The sequence below is a fragment of the Ramlibacter pinisoli genome (genome assembly GCF_009758015.1).
In the GTDB taxonomy this organism is placed as follows: domain Bacteria; phylum Pseudomonadota; class Gammaproteobacteria; order Burkholderiales; family Burkholderiaceae_C; genus Ramlibacter; species Ramlibacter pinisoli.
Genome location: NZ_WSEL01000009.1, coordinates 1,860,576 through 1,876,583, shown reverse-complemented (window position 1 = coordinate 1,876,583; position 16,008 = coordinate 1,860,576). Strand labels below are relative to the sequence as shown.

General features: G+C 70.7%; 8 protein-coding genes. 7 read left to right on the top strand and 1 reads right to left on the bottom strand.

Annotated elements, in window-relative coordinates:
- The first annotated feature begins 288 nt into the window (after nt 1-288).
- Both GON04_RS27140 and GON04_RS23325 read left to right on the top strand, forming a co-directional pair.
- On the top strand, nt 289-2,037 hold the full coding sequence (locus GON04_RS27140; protein ID WP_198349396.1) for a hybrid sensor histidine kinase/response regulator: 1,749 nt from the start codon (nt 289-291) through the stop codon (nt 2,035-2,037).
- Nucleotides 2,027-8,185: an alkaline phosphatase D family protein gene (locus GON04_RS23325; protein WP_181653732.1), complete on the top strand. Its 6,159-nt coding sequence runs from the start codon at nt 2,027-2,029 to the stop codon at nt 8,183-8,185. Before GON04_RS27140 ends, GON04_RS23325 begins: the two co-directional genes overlap by 11 nt.
- A 21-nt stretch (nt 8,186-8,206) precedes the next feature.
- On the opposite strand, the gene GON04_RS23320 is transcribed toward GON04_RS23325, so the two are convergent.
- Nucleotides 8,207-8,878 (bottom strand): response regulator, encoded by a 672-nt coding sequence (locus tag GON04_RS23320; RefSeq protein ID WP_157400357.1) that lies wholly within the window; start codon nt 8,876-8,878, stop codon nt 8,207-8,209.
- 98 nt (nt 8,879-8,976) lie between these two features.
- On the opposite strand from GON04_RS23320, the gene rodA reads away from it, so the two are divergent.
- The 5 genes from rodA (at nt 8,977) to GON04_RS23295 (ending at nt 15,938) form a co-directional block, all read left to right on the top strand.
- Nucleotides 8,977-10,131, top strand: a complete 1,155-nt coding sequence (rodA, locus tag GON04_RS23315; protein ID WP_157400356.1) for a rod shape-determining protein RodA — start codon at nt 8,977-8,979, stop codon at nt 10,129-10,131.
- Nucleotides 10,128-11,015 (top strand): NAD(P)-dependent oxidoreductase, encoded by an 888-nt coding sequence (locus GON04_RS23310; RefSeq protein WP_157400355.1) that lies wholly within the window; start codon nt 10,128-10,130, stop codon nt 11,013-11,015. The genes rodA and GON04_RS23310 overlap by 4 nt, the downstream gene beginning before the upstream one ends.
- Complete coding sequence (locus tag GON04_RS23305) at nt 11,012-13,093, top strand: protein kinase domain-containing protein (RefSeq protein WP_157400354.1); 2,082 nt, start codon at nt 11,012-11,014, stop codon at nt 13,091-13,093. The genes GON04_RS23310 and GON04_RS23305 overlap by 4 nt, the downstream gene beginning before the upstream one ends.
- Nucleotides 13,094-13,137: 44 nt before the next feature.
- Nucleotides 13,138-14,598: a metalloprotease TldD gene (gene tldD, locus GON04_RS23300; protein ID WP_157400353.1), complete on the top strand. Its 1,461-nt coding sequence runs from the start codon at nt 13,138-13,140 to the stop codon at nt 14,596-14,598.
- Between the two features lie 215 nt (nt 14,599-14,813).
- Nucleotides 14,814-15,938, top strand: coding sequence for a 3-deoxy-7-phosphoheptulonate synthase (locus tag GON04_RS23295; RefSeq protein ID WP_157400352.1), 1,125 nt, complete (start codon nt 14,814-14,816; stop codon nt 15,936-15,938).
- Nucleotides 15,939-16,008 lie beyond the last annotated feature (70 nt).

The following is a 16,008-nucleotide window of genomic DNA, read 5'->3' as shown; positions in this document are numbered from 1 at the left end:
CCCGCCCAAAAAAATACCCCACAGGCGGGGCCTGCGGGGTGAAGACCGGACGGGCCTGCCGGACCGCCGGATCAGGGTTGGTTGCCGGGTTGGGCACCACGCGCCCACGTCCCCGGTCCACTGAACGGCGAAAGGTAGTCGCAAGCCAGGCACGGCAGGATCGGCCGGATGGGTGAGTGGCCCATGCAAGTCGGGCCGAAGAGGGCAGCGCCTCTGGTGGCTGCCACGGAAAGAAGTTACAACTGCGCGCCGGTCGGATCGGCGAGGGATCGGGAGGGCATGGAGAGGATGGCGGAAGGCGCGGACGGGGAGGCCGGCGCCGGCGAGATGACGCGGCGTAGCGTCGAGATGCTCCTGCGCCAGACGCGCGCAGGGGCCGGCATCTCGGTGCTGCTGGGGGGCATCTTCGGCCTGATCCTGGTGCCGGCTGCCGGCTGGACACTGTTCCTTTGCTGGTATGGGCCGTTCCTGGTCGTCATGCTGGCGCGCCAGCCGTATTTCGATCGGGTGGTCGCCCGCGACGGACCGACCGAATTCACGCTCCTGCGCGTTGCCATCCTGGCGGCCTTCTCCGGCTGGCTCGCCGCCGTGACGCTGCCGCTGTTCAGCCGCTACCTGGGCGTCGCCCACGTCGGTGTACTCACCATCCTGCTGGTCGGCTGGGTGGCGCTGGCGGTCGGCGTGCTGGCCGTGCAGCCACGCGTCTACGCCGTCTACGTGACCGTGTGCATGCTCACCATCTTCCTGGGCTGGATCGGCCAGGCGGAGGGGCTGGAGATGCTGACCATCGGCGTCGGCATGGTCCTGGGCGGCTTCATGCTGGTGCAGCTGGCCCGCGTCATCCACGGGCAGGTGCGCGACGCCGTGGTGGCGGGGGAGCAGAACGCCCGCCTGGTCGGCCAGCTGCGCGACGCGCTGGCGCGCCAGCAGGAGGCGCAGCGCGCGCGCTCCCGGTTCCTCGGTGCGGCGAGCCACGACCTGCGCCAGCCGGTCCAGGCGCTGCTCTTCCTGTCGGATATCTTCCGCAAGTCCACCGACAGTGCGCGCCGCGATGCCATGGCGCAGCAGATCATGCGCACCGGAGAGTCCATCGACAACATGTTCCGCCACTTGGTGGACTTCGCCCAGATCGACGCGGGCACGATGAAGGTCGCGCTGCAACCGGTCGACCTGAACCGCCTCGTGCATGGCGCGATCTCGGGCTTCGCCGAAAAGTGCGCGGCCAAGGGCTTGCGGTTCCGCGTCGACCCCCAGGTGGGCGGGACGGTCATCGCCGACCCGGTGCTGCTGGAGCGGGTGCTGCGCAATTTCCTGGACAACGCCTGCAAGTACTCGCTGCACGGCGAGATCGTCCTGCGCGTGCGGCAGGTCGCCGGCGATCTCGAGGTCTGTGTGCAGGACGAGGGCGTGGGAATGGACGAGGAGGACCTCGCCCAGGTCTGGAACGCCTTCCATCGGGGGCGTTCGGCCGGCCTGGCCGAGGCGGAGGGCATCGGCCTGGGGCTGGCCATCTGCCGCCACATGGCCGACCTGATGAGAGCCGGCCTGGAGTTGACGTCCGCCCCGGGCCAGGGAACCCGGGCCGCCATCCGCTTGCCGGTCCCGCAGGGCGTGGCGGCCGCCGCGCGCGTGCCGGTGCCCGGCCTGGCCCTGGTGCTGGCCGGCCGCCTGGTGGCGGTGCTGGAGAACGACAAGCTGGCGCGCCTGGCGCTCGAGTCCTGGCTGCAGGAAGCCGGCGCCCAGGTCGCGGCGGGAAGCGGCCTGCCGCAGCTCCGGGCGGCGCTGGCGGCGGCCGGGCGCGCCCCCGACTTCATCCTGGCCGACTACCGGCTGAACGAAGGCGACGGCGCCGAAGCGATCCGCTCGCTGCGGGCCGAGCACGGCGAGATCCCGGCGCTCATCATCTCCGGCGAACCCGATCTGGACGAGCGCAGCCTGGGCGTGCCGTTCCTGCAGAAGCCGGTCACGCCCGACAAGCTGCTCGAGCAATTGCGCCGGTCGCTACCGGCACCGGATGGAGTGCGCCTTGCCGACTGAGACCCGGGACGGGGCGACGGCATCGGCGCCGTCGCAGACGCCCCTGTCCATCACCTGGCGCGACTGGCTGGAGCGATCCGGCTGGAAGGCCGGCACCGCGTCGCCGCACGCATTCGATGCCATCGTGGTCGGTTCCGGCTACGGCGGCAGCGTGGCCGCCCTGCGCCTGGCCCAGAAGGGCTACCGGACCCTGCTGCTCGAACGGGGCAGCGAGTACCTGCCGGGCGATTTTCCGAACGACTTCTCGCTCGTCCCCAAGGCGATGCGGGTGAACATGCCCGGGCAGGGCCTGCCGGTGGGGCGGGCGAGCGGCCTGGTCGAAACGCACGTGGGGCTGGGCATGGTGGCCATCACCGGCAACGGATTGGGCGGCACCAGCCTGATCAACGCCGGGGTCGTCATGGAGCCGGATCACGACGTCTTCTCGCAGCCGGCCTGGCCGGCCCCCATCCGCCAGGCCGAGGCAGGGGGCCTCGGGCCGTTTTTCGCACTCGCCCGCCACCACCTGGACGTGCACGAGTGGGACGCCTCGCTGCCCGGCGGCGGCGTCCTGCACAAGACATCGGCCCTGAAGCGCTTTGCCCGCGTGGTGGGCGCCGAGGCCGACCCGGTGGCGGTCACCATCGATCCGGACCGGTGCGTGCGGTGCGGCGACTGCGCATCCGGCTGCAACGTCCCCGGCGCCAAGCGGTCCCTCGCGGCCACCTACCTCCAGCAGGCGCTGGACACGGGGCTGGTGCAGATCGTGACCCAGGCCGAGGTGTACCGGTTCGACCGGGTGCGGTCGCCGGGGGCTGCCGATCCGTCGTGGCAGGTCCACGTGTTTTCCACCGATGCGCAGCACCACTTCACGGCGCCGCGCGAGGTGTTCGCCGACGCCCAGCCGGCGGCAACCCACCGCACGCTGGCGGCGCCGCTGCTGTTCCTGTGCGCCGGCACCCTCGGCACGACGCAGCTGATGCAGCGCTCGCAGGCCCGCTCCGGCGGTGACCTGCCCTTGCGGTTCTCGCCGACGCTGGGCACGCGCGTCTCGGGCAATGGCGACAGCCTGAGCTGGCTGGTCGACGAGCCCGAGGTCGTGGCCAGCCTCGGACGCGGCGAGGCCGGCGTCGAGGAGTGGCAGCGCGCGCGCAAGCTCGGGGCGGGCAAGTTCCGGCCGGCCGGCATCGTCGGTCCGACCATCACCGCCAAGGTGGACCTTCGCGACCGGGACCAGCCGCTGGACCAGCGGCTGGTCCTCGAAGATGGTGCAGTGCCCCGAGCCATCGCCCAGCTGTACCGCGAACTGCTGGCCAGTGCGCACGGCCTGCGGCAACTCGATGGCTGGTGGCCCCGCCGGCTGCGGCATCCGGGCGCCGCGCAGGAGGATCCGCTCGCGGCCAGCGAGGGGCGGGCGCAGCAGGCCCAGGTGCTGCTGGCGATGGGGCACGACGGCTCGCCGGCGCGGCTGGTCTGGATGGACGGCGATGACCGCGCGGCGCCCTGGTTGCCGGAGCCCGACACACTCGAGACCTACAAGCGGCAGCAGGCCCTGTTCGACCGCTTCGGCCTGCGGCACGTGCACAGTCCGCTCTGGCGGGCGCTGCCGGAGAGCGCGGCAAAGCTGATGAGCGGCCCCAAGCCGCCGCAGACGGTCACCACGGTGCACCCGCTTGGCGGCTGCGCCATGGCGGATTCGCCGGCCGAGGGCGTGGTGGACGACCTCGGGCGCGTCTGGGCGCAGGATCCCGGCCAGTTCGGGCGCGCGCCGGCCGGCATCGGGCCGGTGCACACCGGCGAACAGCCGAACGTCGACGAGCCGCAGGTCTACCGCGGCCTGTACGTGCTCGACGGCTCCATCGTGCCGACCTCGCTGGGCTGCAACCCGTTGCTGACGATCACCGCGCTGGCCGAGCGCGCGCTGCACGCGGTCGAGAAGAAGCCTCAGCACAGCCAACCCGGGGAGCCGGCACGCAGCCAGCCGCGCCCGGCCGAGGCGTTCCCCTCGCGCGACATTCCCATCGATGCCACGCTGCACGAGGTGCTGGTCGCACGCGATGTCCGTGTGGCTGGCCCGCTGGCCTGCCTGCTGGAGGGCGACCGCGGCAGTGGTCGGCTGGAGGCGGACTTCCTCAGCGCCGACCTGGCCGGTGACATGGCCGGCGCCGATCATGCGATGAAGGTGAAGGCGACGCTGTCGCTGGGCACAGTCGCCAACGCGGAGCCCGGCGAGGTCCGGGTCCGCTACCAATGTGTCGGAGGTGGATCGTTCATGCCGTTGCCGGCGGGGCGCTGGAGCAGCGGACCGGTGCACTTCGCATGGGCCATGGCGCAGCTGGCATTCCTGGTGATCGGCGGGATGGTGGCCGCCGGTGCCGTCGCCTGTGCCGGCTGGGAGGCGCTGCACGCCCAGTGGTCGCCGAAGGGGATGGCGCTGGCCGTCTCGGCGCCACTGCTGTTGGCGTTGCTGGCGATCGTCCTCCCCATGGGGCGCGCCCTCCTGACCTGGTTTGTGCTGCGCGGCCGGCGCGACATTGCCGAGAAATGGAAGGCGCGGCGCGAGTCGGGGCAGGGCGGCATGGGGGCGATGGATCTTTGGCAATGGGGGAAGTCGCTGGCCCAGCAGATGGTGCATGCCGCCGAAGTGCGCGTCATGCGCTACCGCATCGAGATGGACCTCGATCCCGCGCTGCCGGCCGGCGACATGCCCCGCAAGGTCACCTTGCTGGCGACCAAGACGGTGATGTACCGGGCCAGCCTGCGGCAGGTCTGGGACTGGTGGCGCAAGCACGAACAGCGTCGCGACGACGGAACGGTGGAGCCGGTGCCAATCCGTCCGACGGTCTGGGAGCAGGTCATGGATGCGCAGGTGCAGGTGGTCGCGCCCGGCGGCGGCGTGATCGCGCGCGGCACGTTCCGCATGGGCTTCGAGAACCTCACCTCCAGCGGTCTGTCGGCCGCGCGCCAGCACGCCAAAGGCGCTCTCGAACTCGGGCGCAACGGCGACACGACCACCGGGCTCATGGTGGCCATGGGCTACCCGCTGCTGTTCGTGCGCTACATGCTCAAGACGCGGCTGCTGGACTTCCGGCTGCCGACGTATTCCCGGCGTCCGCGACCCGATGTGGCCCCGGCAAGCGAAACCGCCTTGCGGGTGGACGGCCAGCTCGTCGAGCCGGTGCTGTACTGGGTCAAGGTCGACCGGGGGACGTCGAGCAGCGATCGCGGCGAGGAGAGTACGGCCCCGCTGCGGCTGCAGTTGCGGCAGTACCGCCAGCGCAGGGAGGGGGCCGCGGTGGCCCCCGAGGTGATCCCCGGTACCTGGATGGGCCGTCCGGTCGCCCGGGCGAAGGCGATCCTGCTGCTGCACGCCTTCGGCCAGTCGGGCCTGACCTTCACGTTCAAGACCGACGCCATCCGCGAAAACCTGGCCGAGCACCTGTACCGGCAGGGGCACGAGGTCTGGATCCTCGAGAGCCGCATGTCCACCCGCAGCGGCTACGCCCAGGATCCCGGCACGGTCGACCAGATCGCTGCACACGACATTCCGTGTGCCGTCCGCGCCATCCTCGAGCAGCTGGGCAAGGACCTGGCCGGCGACGCACGGCTTGCCGGGCGTGCGCTCCAGATCTCGGCGTTCGCGCAGTGCATCGGCGCGGCAGCGTTGTGGATGTCCCTGCTGTCCGGGCGCCTGTCGCACGATCCGCGGCCATCAGCCGGCGACCGCAGCTTGGCGCCGCGGCTGCCCGTGTTGTCGCATGCCGTGTTCAGCCAGGTCCACCCCTGGATCGTCGGCGGCCGGACCACCCAGGCCAAGACCTGGGTCCCGGCCCTGCTGCGGGCACTCGGGCGGCGCGCGGTGGTGCCGTTTGCAGTGCGCGGGCCGCAGGACGGCATGTTCGCGCAATGGATGGACCGCCTGTTCGCCAGCATGCCGGCACCGGCGGCCGAGAGCCGCCGGCCGGACGGCAGCGACGACGGCGCCGCCACCTGCCGCCGCATCCGCTTCATCGAGGCGCCCCTGTTCCGGCACGAGAACATCGGGCCCGGGACGCTGGAGCAGATGAATCTGCTGTTCGGCGACGCCAATCTGCGGCTGTTCGCCCAGGCGCGGCGCTTCGTCGACCGCGAGCGCCTGGTGGACGAGGACGGCGTCGACTGCTACATCACCGACGAAGCCATCCAGCGCCACCTCGCCTTCCCGATCCAGCTGCTGCACGGCGAGCAGAACGAACTGTTCGACATCAGCAGCGTCCATCGTTCGTTCGAGCGGCTCGGCGACTTCCATCCGCAGTGGCAGCAGGCGTTCTGCCGGCCTGCGGACACCGCGCCGCCGCAGCCCATCGTGGCGCCGGGTTACGGCCACCTTGACGTGCTGATCGGCAATCGGGCCGCGCACGAGGTCTTTCCGCGCCTCTCGGCGTTCCTGCGAGCCTGCCTGGACCGCCCGCACCACGATTTCCAGCCACCGTCACCGACGGGCTGGGTGGCGCGGGCGCCGCGGCTGGGCCCCTTCCTGGGCTGGTTGCGCGACGACGGGCAGGGGGCGCGGCTGCGCATGTCCTTCCTGCTCGAAGACCACGCGGCGGACGGCCCCGGGCAACCTTGTCCGCCGGTTGTGCTGCGGCGCCAGCGGTCAGGTGCAGGCGGCTTCACCCGCTGGGCACTGGGGCTGACATGGCATGTCCACGAGGTCGTGTCGGAACCCCAGGGGCAACCGGGCGCCGAAAAGGTGGCCTTGCGCTTCGCCTGGGCCGACGTACCGTTGCCAACGGATTTCTCGGGCGATGACGAATGGGAAGTTCTCAGCCTGCACCGGTCGTGGTACCGGCGCCCGGGCACCTTGCCGGACGCCTGTCCGGGCGACGGCGTCCTCGACCGCTGGCTGGCCGGCATGGGACACCGGCCGTCTGCCGAGCAGGTGCTGCCGTCCGTCAGCCTGGGACCGCACGACCTGTCCCGGGCGCGGTTCAAGGTTCCGGCGCTGTCGGTGCAGACGCTGCCGCCGGCCAGCGAGGTCACCTTCGCGGCGGCCTGCTGCCGCTATCCCGGCCTGGGCATCGACCAGGAGCGCGTCAACCAGACGCTGGACGAGTTCCTCAGAACGGACGTGCGACGCGACGAAGTGGCGTTTGCGATGCTGCTGGGCGACCAGATCTACGCCGATGCCACGGCCGGGCTGGTCGATCCGACCAGCCCGCTGGAGCGCTACTACGACCGCCACATGGCGGCGTTCGACCGCGACGGCCTGGGTCGCCTGGCGGCGGCGATGCCGGTGTACATGACGCCCGACGACCACGAATGGGCGGACAACTTCCCGGCCGGCAGCCCGCTGGTGAAGGAGCGCTGGCCGCAGTGGAATCCCCGCACCGGGTTCGCCCGACGCGAGCACGGGGCATTCCGCGTCGCGGGCAAGGCCATCACCGCGTTCCAGCGCCTGACGTCGCCGCGGCACGACCGGCTGCGGGCCCAAGGCGATCGCGACCACTACGAGTTCGAGCATGGCTGCGCCCGCTTCTACGTGCAGGATGTCCGCTACTCGCGCCAGCGCAACCGGGGCAAGATCGTGGGCGACGACTTCCTGGCCAGCCTGCGTGCATGGCTCACCCAACCGCAGGCGCGCAGCCATCTGAACGTCATCGCCTGCGGGTCCGTGATCCTGCCCGGCCTGCGCCCGGACAGCGATCCGGCCAGCCCCGGCGCGATCGACACCTGGCAGTACGCCCCGGCCCAGCGCCAGGCGATGCTGGCGCTGCTGGTGGACCTGGTGCCGGGAAATTTCCTGCTGCTGTCGGGTGATTACCACGTCAGCGGTGCCGCCCAGCTCGAATCCGCTGGCAAGGTGGTCGGCCATGCCGTGGTGGCGCCGCCGCTCTATGCCCCCCTGCCGTACGCGAACAGCACGCCCGGGACGGTGTTCCTGGACGAGCAGGTCGACCTGCCCGGTCGGGCGCCGCTGGTCCTGAGGACCCTGCCGGGCGGGGAGTTCCTGCGCGGATCCGGGCTGGGCACGGTCACGGTAACCCGGGACGACGCGGGCCCGGGGCTGGTATTCCAGCGCAAGCTGTGGGTCTGGGAGAGGGGCGAGGCGCTCGAGTCCGTGTGCCGGATGCCGCTGCTGCCGCAAGAGGCGGCCGAGCGGCGCGGCCTGCTGCCCACCGCCGTGTGACCGGCGGGCCGCCGCAGGCGGTCAGTGCTCGGGCCGCATCTGGGCCTGGAGCTCGTTGATGCCAACGCCCGCCCGGGCCAGGGCATAGACGGCCTCGGTGCGGTTGGACACCACCAGGGCGTCGAAGATGTGCGAGACGTGCGTCTTGATGGTGGCGTCGGACAGGTTCAGGTCGCGCGCGATCACCTTGTTCGGCTTGCCCTGGACGATGCCCAGCAGCACCTGGCGCTGCCGTTCGGTCAGGCGGGCGCCCAGCTTGTCCCAGGCGTCCTTCTGGGCCCGGCTGGCGGGTTCGCCGATGCTGAGGCTGCTGGGCGGCAGGAACACCCCGCCCGACAGCACCAGGCCGAGGGCCGCCGGCAGCATGTCGCCGGGGGCTGACTTGGGAACGAAGCCGAAGGCGCCGAGGTCGATGCACTCGCGCACGACGGTGGGGCTCTCGTTGCCGGACAGCACCAGCACCGGCACGTCGGGCCGGTGGGCGCGGACGGTGCGCAGCGAATCGAGGCCGGTGCAGCCGGGCATCTGCAGGTCCAGGATCATGAGGTCGACCGGCCCGCCTTCGTCGAGCTTGGCCAGGGCGCCCTGCACGTTGCCGGATTCGGTGACTTGCAGGTCCGGCAGCGTGGCATGCAGGGCGTGCACGACACCACTGCGGTACAGCGGGTGGTCGTCGACTACGAGGATATTCATGAGATGCCTGGGGGGTGGGGCATCTTAGCTGCCCGCCTCCGGGCGCCGCGGTCGGCCATTTGGATGATCGCCGGCACCGGGGCGGATAATCGCGCCCCATGTCAGCCGTGTTCGAGAAGCCGCCCCTGTGGCAGCGTGCCACACCCATGCTCCAGGGCTTCGACGGCCCCTTGGCGTTCGCCGTCTTCCTGCTGGCCTGCGCCGGTTTGCTGACGATGTACTCGTCGGGCTTTGACCACGGCACCCGCTTCGTCGACCATGGCCGCAACATGCTGATCGCGGCCAGCATCATGTTCGTGGTCGCCCAGGTGCCGCCCCAACGGCTCATGAGCTTCGCGGTGCCGCTGTACACGATCGGTGTGGCCCTGCTGATCGCGGTGGCCGTGTTCGGCATCACCAAGAAGGGCGCGCGGCGCTGGGTGAACGTGGGCGTGGTCATCCAGCCGAGCGAGATCCTGAAGATCGCGATGCCACTGATGCTGGCCTGGTGGTTCCAGAAGCGCGAGGGCCAGCTGCGGCCGCTCGACTACGCGATGGCGGCGCTGATCCTGCTGGTGCCCGTGGGTCTGATCATGAAGCAGCCCGACCTGGGCACGTCCCTGCTGGTGCTGTCCGCCGGCGTGGCCGTGATCTTCTTTGCCGGCCTGTCCTGGAAGCTGATCGTGCCGCCGGTGGTCATCGGGCTGGTGGCGCTGGTGCTCATCGTCATCTTCGAGGGCCAGTTGTGCGCCGACGGCGTGCGCTGGCCGGTCCTGCACGACTACCAGCAGCAGCGCATCTGCACCCTGCTGGATCCCTCGAAGGACCCGCTGGGCAAGGGCTTCCACATCATCCAGGGGATGATCGCCATCGGTTCGGGCGGGGTGTTCGGCAAGGGGTTCATGCAGGGGACCCAGACCCACCTGGAGTTCATCCCGGAGCGCACCACCGACTTCATCTTCGCCGCCTTTTCCGAGGAATTCGGCCTGCTGGGCAACCTGTGCCTGATCAGCGGCTTCATCTTCCTGGTCCTGCGCGGGCTGGCCATTGCCCTGGAGGCCCCGACGCTGTTCTCGCGCCTGCTGGCCGGCGCGATCACGATGATCTTCTTCACCTATGCGTTCGTGAACATGGGCATGGTCAGCGGCATCCTTCCCGTGGTGGGCGTGCCGCTCCCGTTCATCAGCTACGGCGGCACCGCCATGGTGACGCTGGGCATGGGCCTGGGCATCCTGATGTCGATCGCGAAGGCCAAGCGACTCGTGCAGTCATGACCGCCCCGGGCGGCACCGTCGCGGTCGTCGGCGTCGGCAACATGGGCGGCGCCATGGCCGCCCGGTTGCTGTCGCTCGGCTGGACGGTGCGCGTGCGCGACCTCGATCCGGCCAAGGTGGCGGCCCTGCGGGCGCTGGGCGCGAAGCCGACGGCCAGCGCGGCCGAGGCCGCGGCCGGCTGCCTGGGGCTGATCGTGTGCGTGGTCGACGCCGGGCAGTGCGACGAGGTCCTGTTCGGCGCCGACGGCGCGGCCGCCGTGCTGGCAGCCGGCACGCCGGTGGTCCTGTGCCCGACCATCGGCCCGCACGATGCCGAACGGCTGGCGGACGCCCTCGCGGCACGCGGCCTGCGCGCGGTCGATGCGCCCATGTCGGGGGGGCCGGCGCGCGCGCGCGACGGCACGATGAGCCTGATGGTGGCCTGCTCCGACGACACCCATGCCGGCGTGCTGCCCTTGTTGCAGGCACTTAGCAACAGGTTGTTCCGGGTCGGCACGCGCCCGGGCGACGGCGCCCGGACCAAGCTGGTGAACAACCTGCTGGCCGGCATCAACCTGGTCGGCGCCGCCGAGGCCATCGCCATGGCAGGCCGGTTGGGGCTGGACCCGGCCCGCACGCTCGACGTGATCGAGCAGTCGAGCGGCCAGAGCTGGATCGGCTCGGACCGGATGCGGCGTGCGCTTGCGGGCGACTGGGCTCCGCGCGCCCATGTCAGCCTGCTGCAGAAGGACACCCGACTGGCGGTCGAATCCGCCTCGGCGGCCGGCTTCCACGGACCGCTGGGCGCCGCCGCGCGCGACGTGTTCGAACGCGCCGCCCGCGCCGGGCTGGCCGACCTGGACGACGCCGCCCTCCTGCGGCTGCTGGCGGCGGACGGGCCATGACCACCATCCTCGTCGTCGAGGACGACGATGCGATCCGCAGCAACGTGGCCCGCCTGCTGAGGCTGGAGGGCTACGAGGTGCTCGCCGCGGTCAACGGCGCCCAGGGGCTCGAGCAGGCGCGCCAGGCGCGGCCCGACATCGTGATCTCCGACATCGGCATGCCCGGGCTGGACGGCTTCGCCCTGGTCGAGGCCATGCGCGCCGATCCCGCGCTGGCCGCCACGCCCGTGATGCTGCTCACCGCACTCGACGACCGCGCCAGCATGCGGCGCGGCATGACGGCCGGGGCGGACGACTACCTCGCCAAGCCCTTCACCCGGGTCGAACTGCTCGATGCGCTGGCCGGCCTCCTGAAGAAGCGCGGCCGGCTGCAACAGACCATCGAGGAGGCCGTCAGCCAGCGCGAGGCCCATCTGCGGCGCGCCTTCAGCGAGAGCATCGGCGGCCAGCAGATCACCGACCGGTTCGGGCTGGAGGCGCCCAGCGGCGCCGTGGCCGACCAGGTGCTGCAGGCCACGGTGCTGTTCGCCGACATCCGCAACTTCACCGCGCTGGCCGAGAAGCTGGATTCGGCGGAGGTCGCCGAGCTGCTGACGGAGTATTTCGAGCGGGGTTGCGACCCCATCCTCAAGAGCGGAGGCCGGTACCTGAAGTTCATCGGCGACGGCCTGATGGCCATCTTCGCCGATGCGCCGGATGCCGAGGTCCCGGCGGCGCGCCAGGCCCTCTCGGCGGCGCTCGGCCTGGCGCTGTCCACGCAGGGCTTTCGCAGCTGGCTGGACCGCCGGTTCGGCGGCCGCGCGCTGCCGCCGTTTGCCATCGGCGTCGGCTTGCACAGGGGCGAGGTCGCCCTGTGCCGGGTCGGCATGGAGGGCAGCCGGGAAACCACCGCCATCGGCGACACCGTCAACGTGGCGGCGCGGCTGGAAGCGGCCAGCAAGGAACTCGGCTGGACGGTCGTGGCCAGCACGGCCGTCCTGCGCGAGGCCGGCGAGGGCATCCAGACCGGCGGCATGACGGCGCTGGAGGTCCGCGGGCGCAACGGTTACGTCGACGTGGCCGAGATCACCGGCCTGGCCGCCGGATTCGGCGACACCGAAGGCATGGCGACGCTGGCGCTGCGGGCCGACGAGGTCACGGCGGCGCTGCAGGTCAACTCCGAGATCACGGCCCGGGCCGTGAAGGGCGCGCTGCAGTCCAGGCTGACCGCGCTCAAGGACCACCGGTTCGCCGCCGGCGAGCCGCCGCTGCGCCTGCGCGGGTACCGGCTCACGCGCAAGATCGGGTCCGGCGGCATGACCGAGGTGTACCTGGCCGAGCGCGACGTCGATGGCCTGCCGGTGGTGCTCAAGGTGCTGGAAGCCAGCGGCAAGTCGGCCAACGAGCACCTGTCGCGCTTCATCCAGGAGTACATGCTGCTGTCGCGCATCCAGCACCCGAACGTGGTGCGCATCTACGACCAGGGCTTCACCGACGACCACGCCTACATCGCGATGGAGTACTTCGCGCGCGGCGACCTGCGCAGCGAACTGAACGCCGGCATGGCCCGGGAGCGGGTGATGGAGGTGCTGGGCCAGGTCGCGCAGGCGCTGTCGGCCATCCACGCGCTGGGCGTGATCCACCGCGACCTGAAGCCGGAAAACATCATGCGGCGGGCCGATGCCACGGTGGCGGTGGCCGACTTCGGCATCGCGAAGTCGCTGCTGGCATCGGAGCAGCTGGCGTTTTCGCAGACCCGCCATGGCGACGTGGTCGGCACGCCGTACTACCTCAGTCCGGAGCAGGCCTCGGGCCACCCCATCTCGCCGGTCTCGGACCTCTACAGCCTGGGGATCATGCTGTACGAGATGCTGGTGGGCGAGCGGCCCTACCGGGCGGAATCGCTCAACGCGCTGCTGGCGCATCACGTGAACACGCCCACGCCGCGCCTGCCGGCGGAACACGAGGGGCTCCAGCCCATCCTGGACCGGCTCATGGCCAAGCGGCCGGAGGACCGGTTTGCGAGCGCCGACGCCCTGCTGGCTGAACTGGAGCAGCGTCAGTTCCTGCGGACGGTGGCGCTGCCCCCGCCAGGCTGAGCCTGCACCCCGCGGGGGCGGGCACGACCTCCTAGAATGCTCCGATGATCTCCCGCGAACCCACCATCGAACGTCTCGCCACCGCGCAGCGCCTGCTCCTCGAGCCGTTCGGTCTGAACGAAACCCACCTCTCGCGTGCCCTGGGCGAGATCACGGCCCACCGGGTCGACGACGCCGACCTCTACTTCCAGTACACCCGCAGCGAGGGCTGGAGCCTGGAGGAGGGCATCGTCAAGACCGGCAGCTTCAGCATCGACCAGGGCGTGGGCGTGCGCGCCGTCAGCGGCGAGAAGACGGCGTTCGCGTACTCGGACGACATCTCCGAGGCCTCGCTGCTGGATGCGGCGCGCACCGTGCGCTCCATCTCGGCCTCTACTCGCGCCGGCAAGGCCAAGGTGGCGGCACGCAAGGTGGCATCCAGCCGCTCGCTCTATCCGGCGCTCGACCCCATCACCACGCTGGACAGCACGGCCAAGGTGCAGTTGCTCGAGAAGGTCGAGAAGCGGGCCCGCGCCAAGGATCCGCGCATCGTCCAGGTGATGGCCGGGCTGGCCAGCGAGTGGGACGTGGTCATGGTGGCGCGTGCCGACGGCACGCTGGCCGCCGACGTGCGCCCGCTGGTGCGGCTGTCGGTCACCGTCATCGCCGAGCAGAACGGCCGCCGCGAGGTGGGCTCCAGCGGCGGCGGCGGCCGCTTCGGGCTGGCCTATTTCGACGACTCCCGCATCCAGGAGTACGTCGACGATGCCGTCAAGGCGGCGCTCACCAACCTGGAGTCGCGGCCGGCGCCCGCCGGCGAAATGACCGTGGTGCTCGGCCCCGGCTGGCCCGGCATCCTGCTGCACGAGGCCATCGGCCACGGGCTCGAGGGCGACTTCAACCGCAAGGGCTCCAGCGCCTTCTCGGGCCGCATCGGCGAGCGGGTGGCGGCCAAGGGCGTCACGGTGCTGGACGACGGCACCATCGCCGACCGGCGCGGCTCGCTCAACGTCGACGACGAGGGCAACCCCAGCCAGCGCAACGTGCTGATCGAGGACGGCATCCTGCGCGGCTACATCCAGGACGCCCTCAACGCGCGCCTGATGGGCGTGGCGGCCACCGGCAACGGCCGGCGGGAAAGCTATGCGCACGTGCCGATGCCGCGCATGACCAACACCTACATGCTCGGCGGCGACAAGAGCCCCGACGAGATCGTCGCGAGCATCCGGAAGGGCCTGTACGCCACCAACTTCGGCGGTGGCCAGGTCGACATCACCTCGGGCAAGTTCGTGTTCTCGGCCAGCGAGGCGTTCTGGGTCGAGAACGGCAAGATCCAGTACCCCGTCAAGGGCGCCACCATCGTCGGCAACGGCCCCGACGCGCTGACGCGCGTCACCATGATCGGCAACGACATGCGGCTCGACAGCGGAGTGGGCACCTGCGGCAAGGAGGGCCAGAGCGTGCCGGTGGGCGTCGGCCAGCCGACCCTGCGCATCGACGGCCTGACGGTCGGCGGCACGGCCTGACGTTGCAGTCCGCGCGGCCTGTGGTAGATTCCTTTCCCATGCGCACGCAGAGCGTCTTCTTTTACGGCTACTTTTGGTTCTCTGGCCCTACCGGCGGTCGAGAGTCCTGAGCGCACGCGAACGAAGACGCACCCAGAACCCCCGAACAAACCGCCGGTACCCCCGGCGGTTTTTTCTTGTCCTTTCGAAAACCGCACCACCTCAGGAGCACCCCGATGACCGCGATGACCCCCAACGCCAGCGAGCCCTGGTATGCGCGTCCTGTCGACAAGACCAGCGACACCGACGACGAACGCATCAAGGACATCACCGTGCTGCCTCCTCCCGAACACCTGATCCGGTTCTTCCCGATCCGGGGCACCGCCGTCGAGGCGCTGATCACCGCGACGCGCAAGCGCATCCAGGACATCATGGCCGGCCGCGACGACCGCCTGCTGCTGATCATCGGGCCGTGTTCCATCCACGACCCGGCGGCGGCGCTCGAGTACGCGCGCAAGCTCAAGGACGTGCGGGCCCGGTACGCGGACACGCTGGAGATCGTGATGCGCGTCTATTTCGAGAAGCCGCGCACCACGGTCGGCTGGAAGGGGCTGATCAACGACCCTTACCTGGACGAGTCGTTCCGCATCGACGAGGGGCTGCGCATCGCCCGCCAGCTGCTGATCGAGATCAACCGGCTCGGGTTGCCGGCCGGCAGCGAGTTCCTGGACGTGATCTCGCCGCAGTACATCGGCGACCTGATCGCCTGGGGTGCCATCGGCGCCCGCACCACCGAGAGCCAGGTGCACCGGGAGCTGGCCTCCGGCCTGTCGGCGCCGATCGGCTTCAAGAACGGCACCGACGGCAACATCCGCATCGCCACCGACGCGATCCAGGCGGCGGCGCGCGGCCACCACTTCCTGTCGGTGCACAAGAACGGCCAGGTGGCCATCGTTCAGACCAACGGCAACAAGGACTGCCACGTCATCCTGCGCGGAGGCAAGGCGCCCAACTACGACGCCGCCAGCGTCGGGGCCGCCGTGCGCGATCTCGAGGCGGCGAAGCTGCCGCCCACCCTGATGGTCGATTGCAGCCATGCCAACAGCAGCAAGCAGCATGAGCGCCAGGTCGACGTGGCCCGCGACATCGCGGCGCAGATCGCCGGCGGCTCGCGCAGCGTGTTCGGAGTGATGGTCGAGAGCCATCTGCAGGCGGGGGCGCAGAAGTTCACGCCCGGCAAGGACGATGCGACCGCCCTCCAGTACGGCAAAAGCATTACCGATGCCTGCCTCGGTTGGGACGATTCGCTGGCGCTGGTCGACATCCTGGCGAGTGCGGTGCGCAAGCGACGCGACCGCTAAGCTTTACAGGGGTAGTTCTTTACAGTCAGTAACACGAGGGCTACATTTGTTGCGCGCTGCCCCGGCAGCA

Excerpts from the sequence above, each read along its gene's own strand:
- GON04_RS27140 (WP_198349396.1), top strand. The coding sequence starts at position 289 with ATGGCGGAAGGCGCGGACGGGGAGGCCGGCGCCGGCGAGATGACGCGG.
- GON04_RS23320 (WP_157400357.1), bottom strand. The coding sequence starts at position 8,878 with ATGAATATCCTCGTAGTCGACGACCACCCGCTGTACCGCAGTGGTGTC.
- rodA (WP_157400356.1), top strand. The coding sequence starts at position 8,977 with ATGTCAGCCGTGTTCGAGAAGCCGCCCCTGTGGCAGCGTGCCACACCC.
- GON04_RS23310 (WP_157400355.1), top strand. The coding sequence starts at position 10,128 with ATGACCGCCCCGGGCGGCACCGTCGCGGTCGTCGGCGTCGGCAACATG.
- GON04_RS23305 (WP_157400354.1), top strand. The coding sequence starts at position 11,012 with ATGACCACCATCCTCGTCGTCGAGGACGACGATGCGATCCGCAGCAAC.
- tldD (WP_157400353.1), top strand. The coding sequence starts at position 13,138 with ATGATCTCCCGCGAACCCACCATCGAACGTCTCGCCACCGCGCAGCGC.
- GON04_RS23295 (WP_157400352.1), top strand. The coding sequence starts at position 14,814 with ATGACCGCGATGACCCCCAACGCCAGCGAGCCCTGGTATGCGCGTCCT.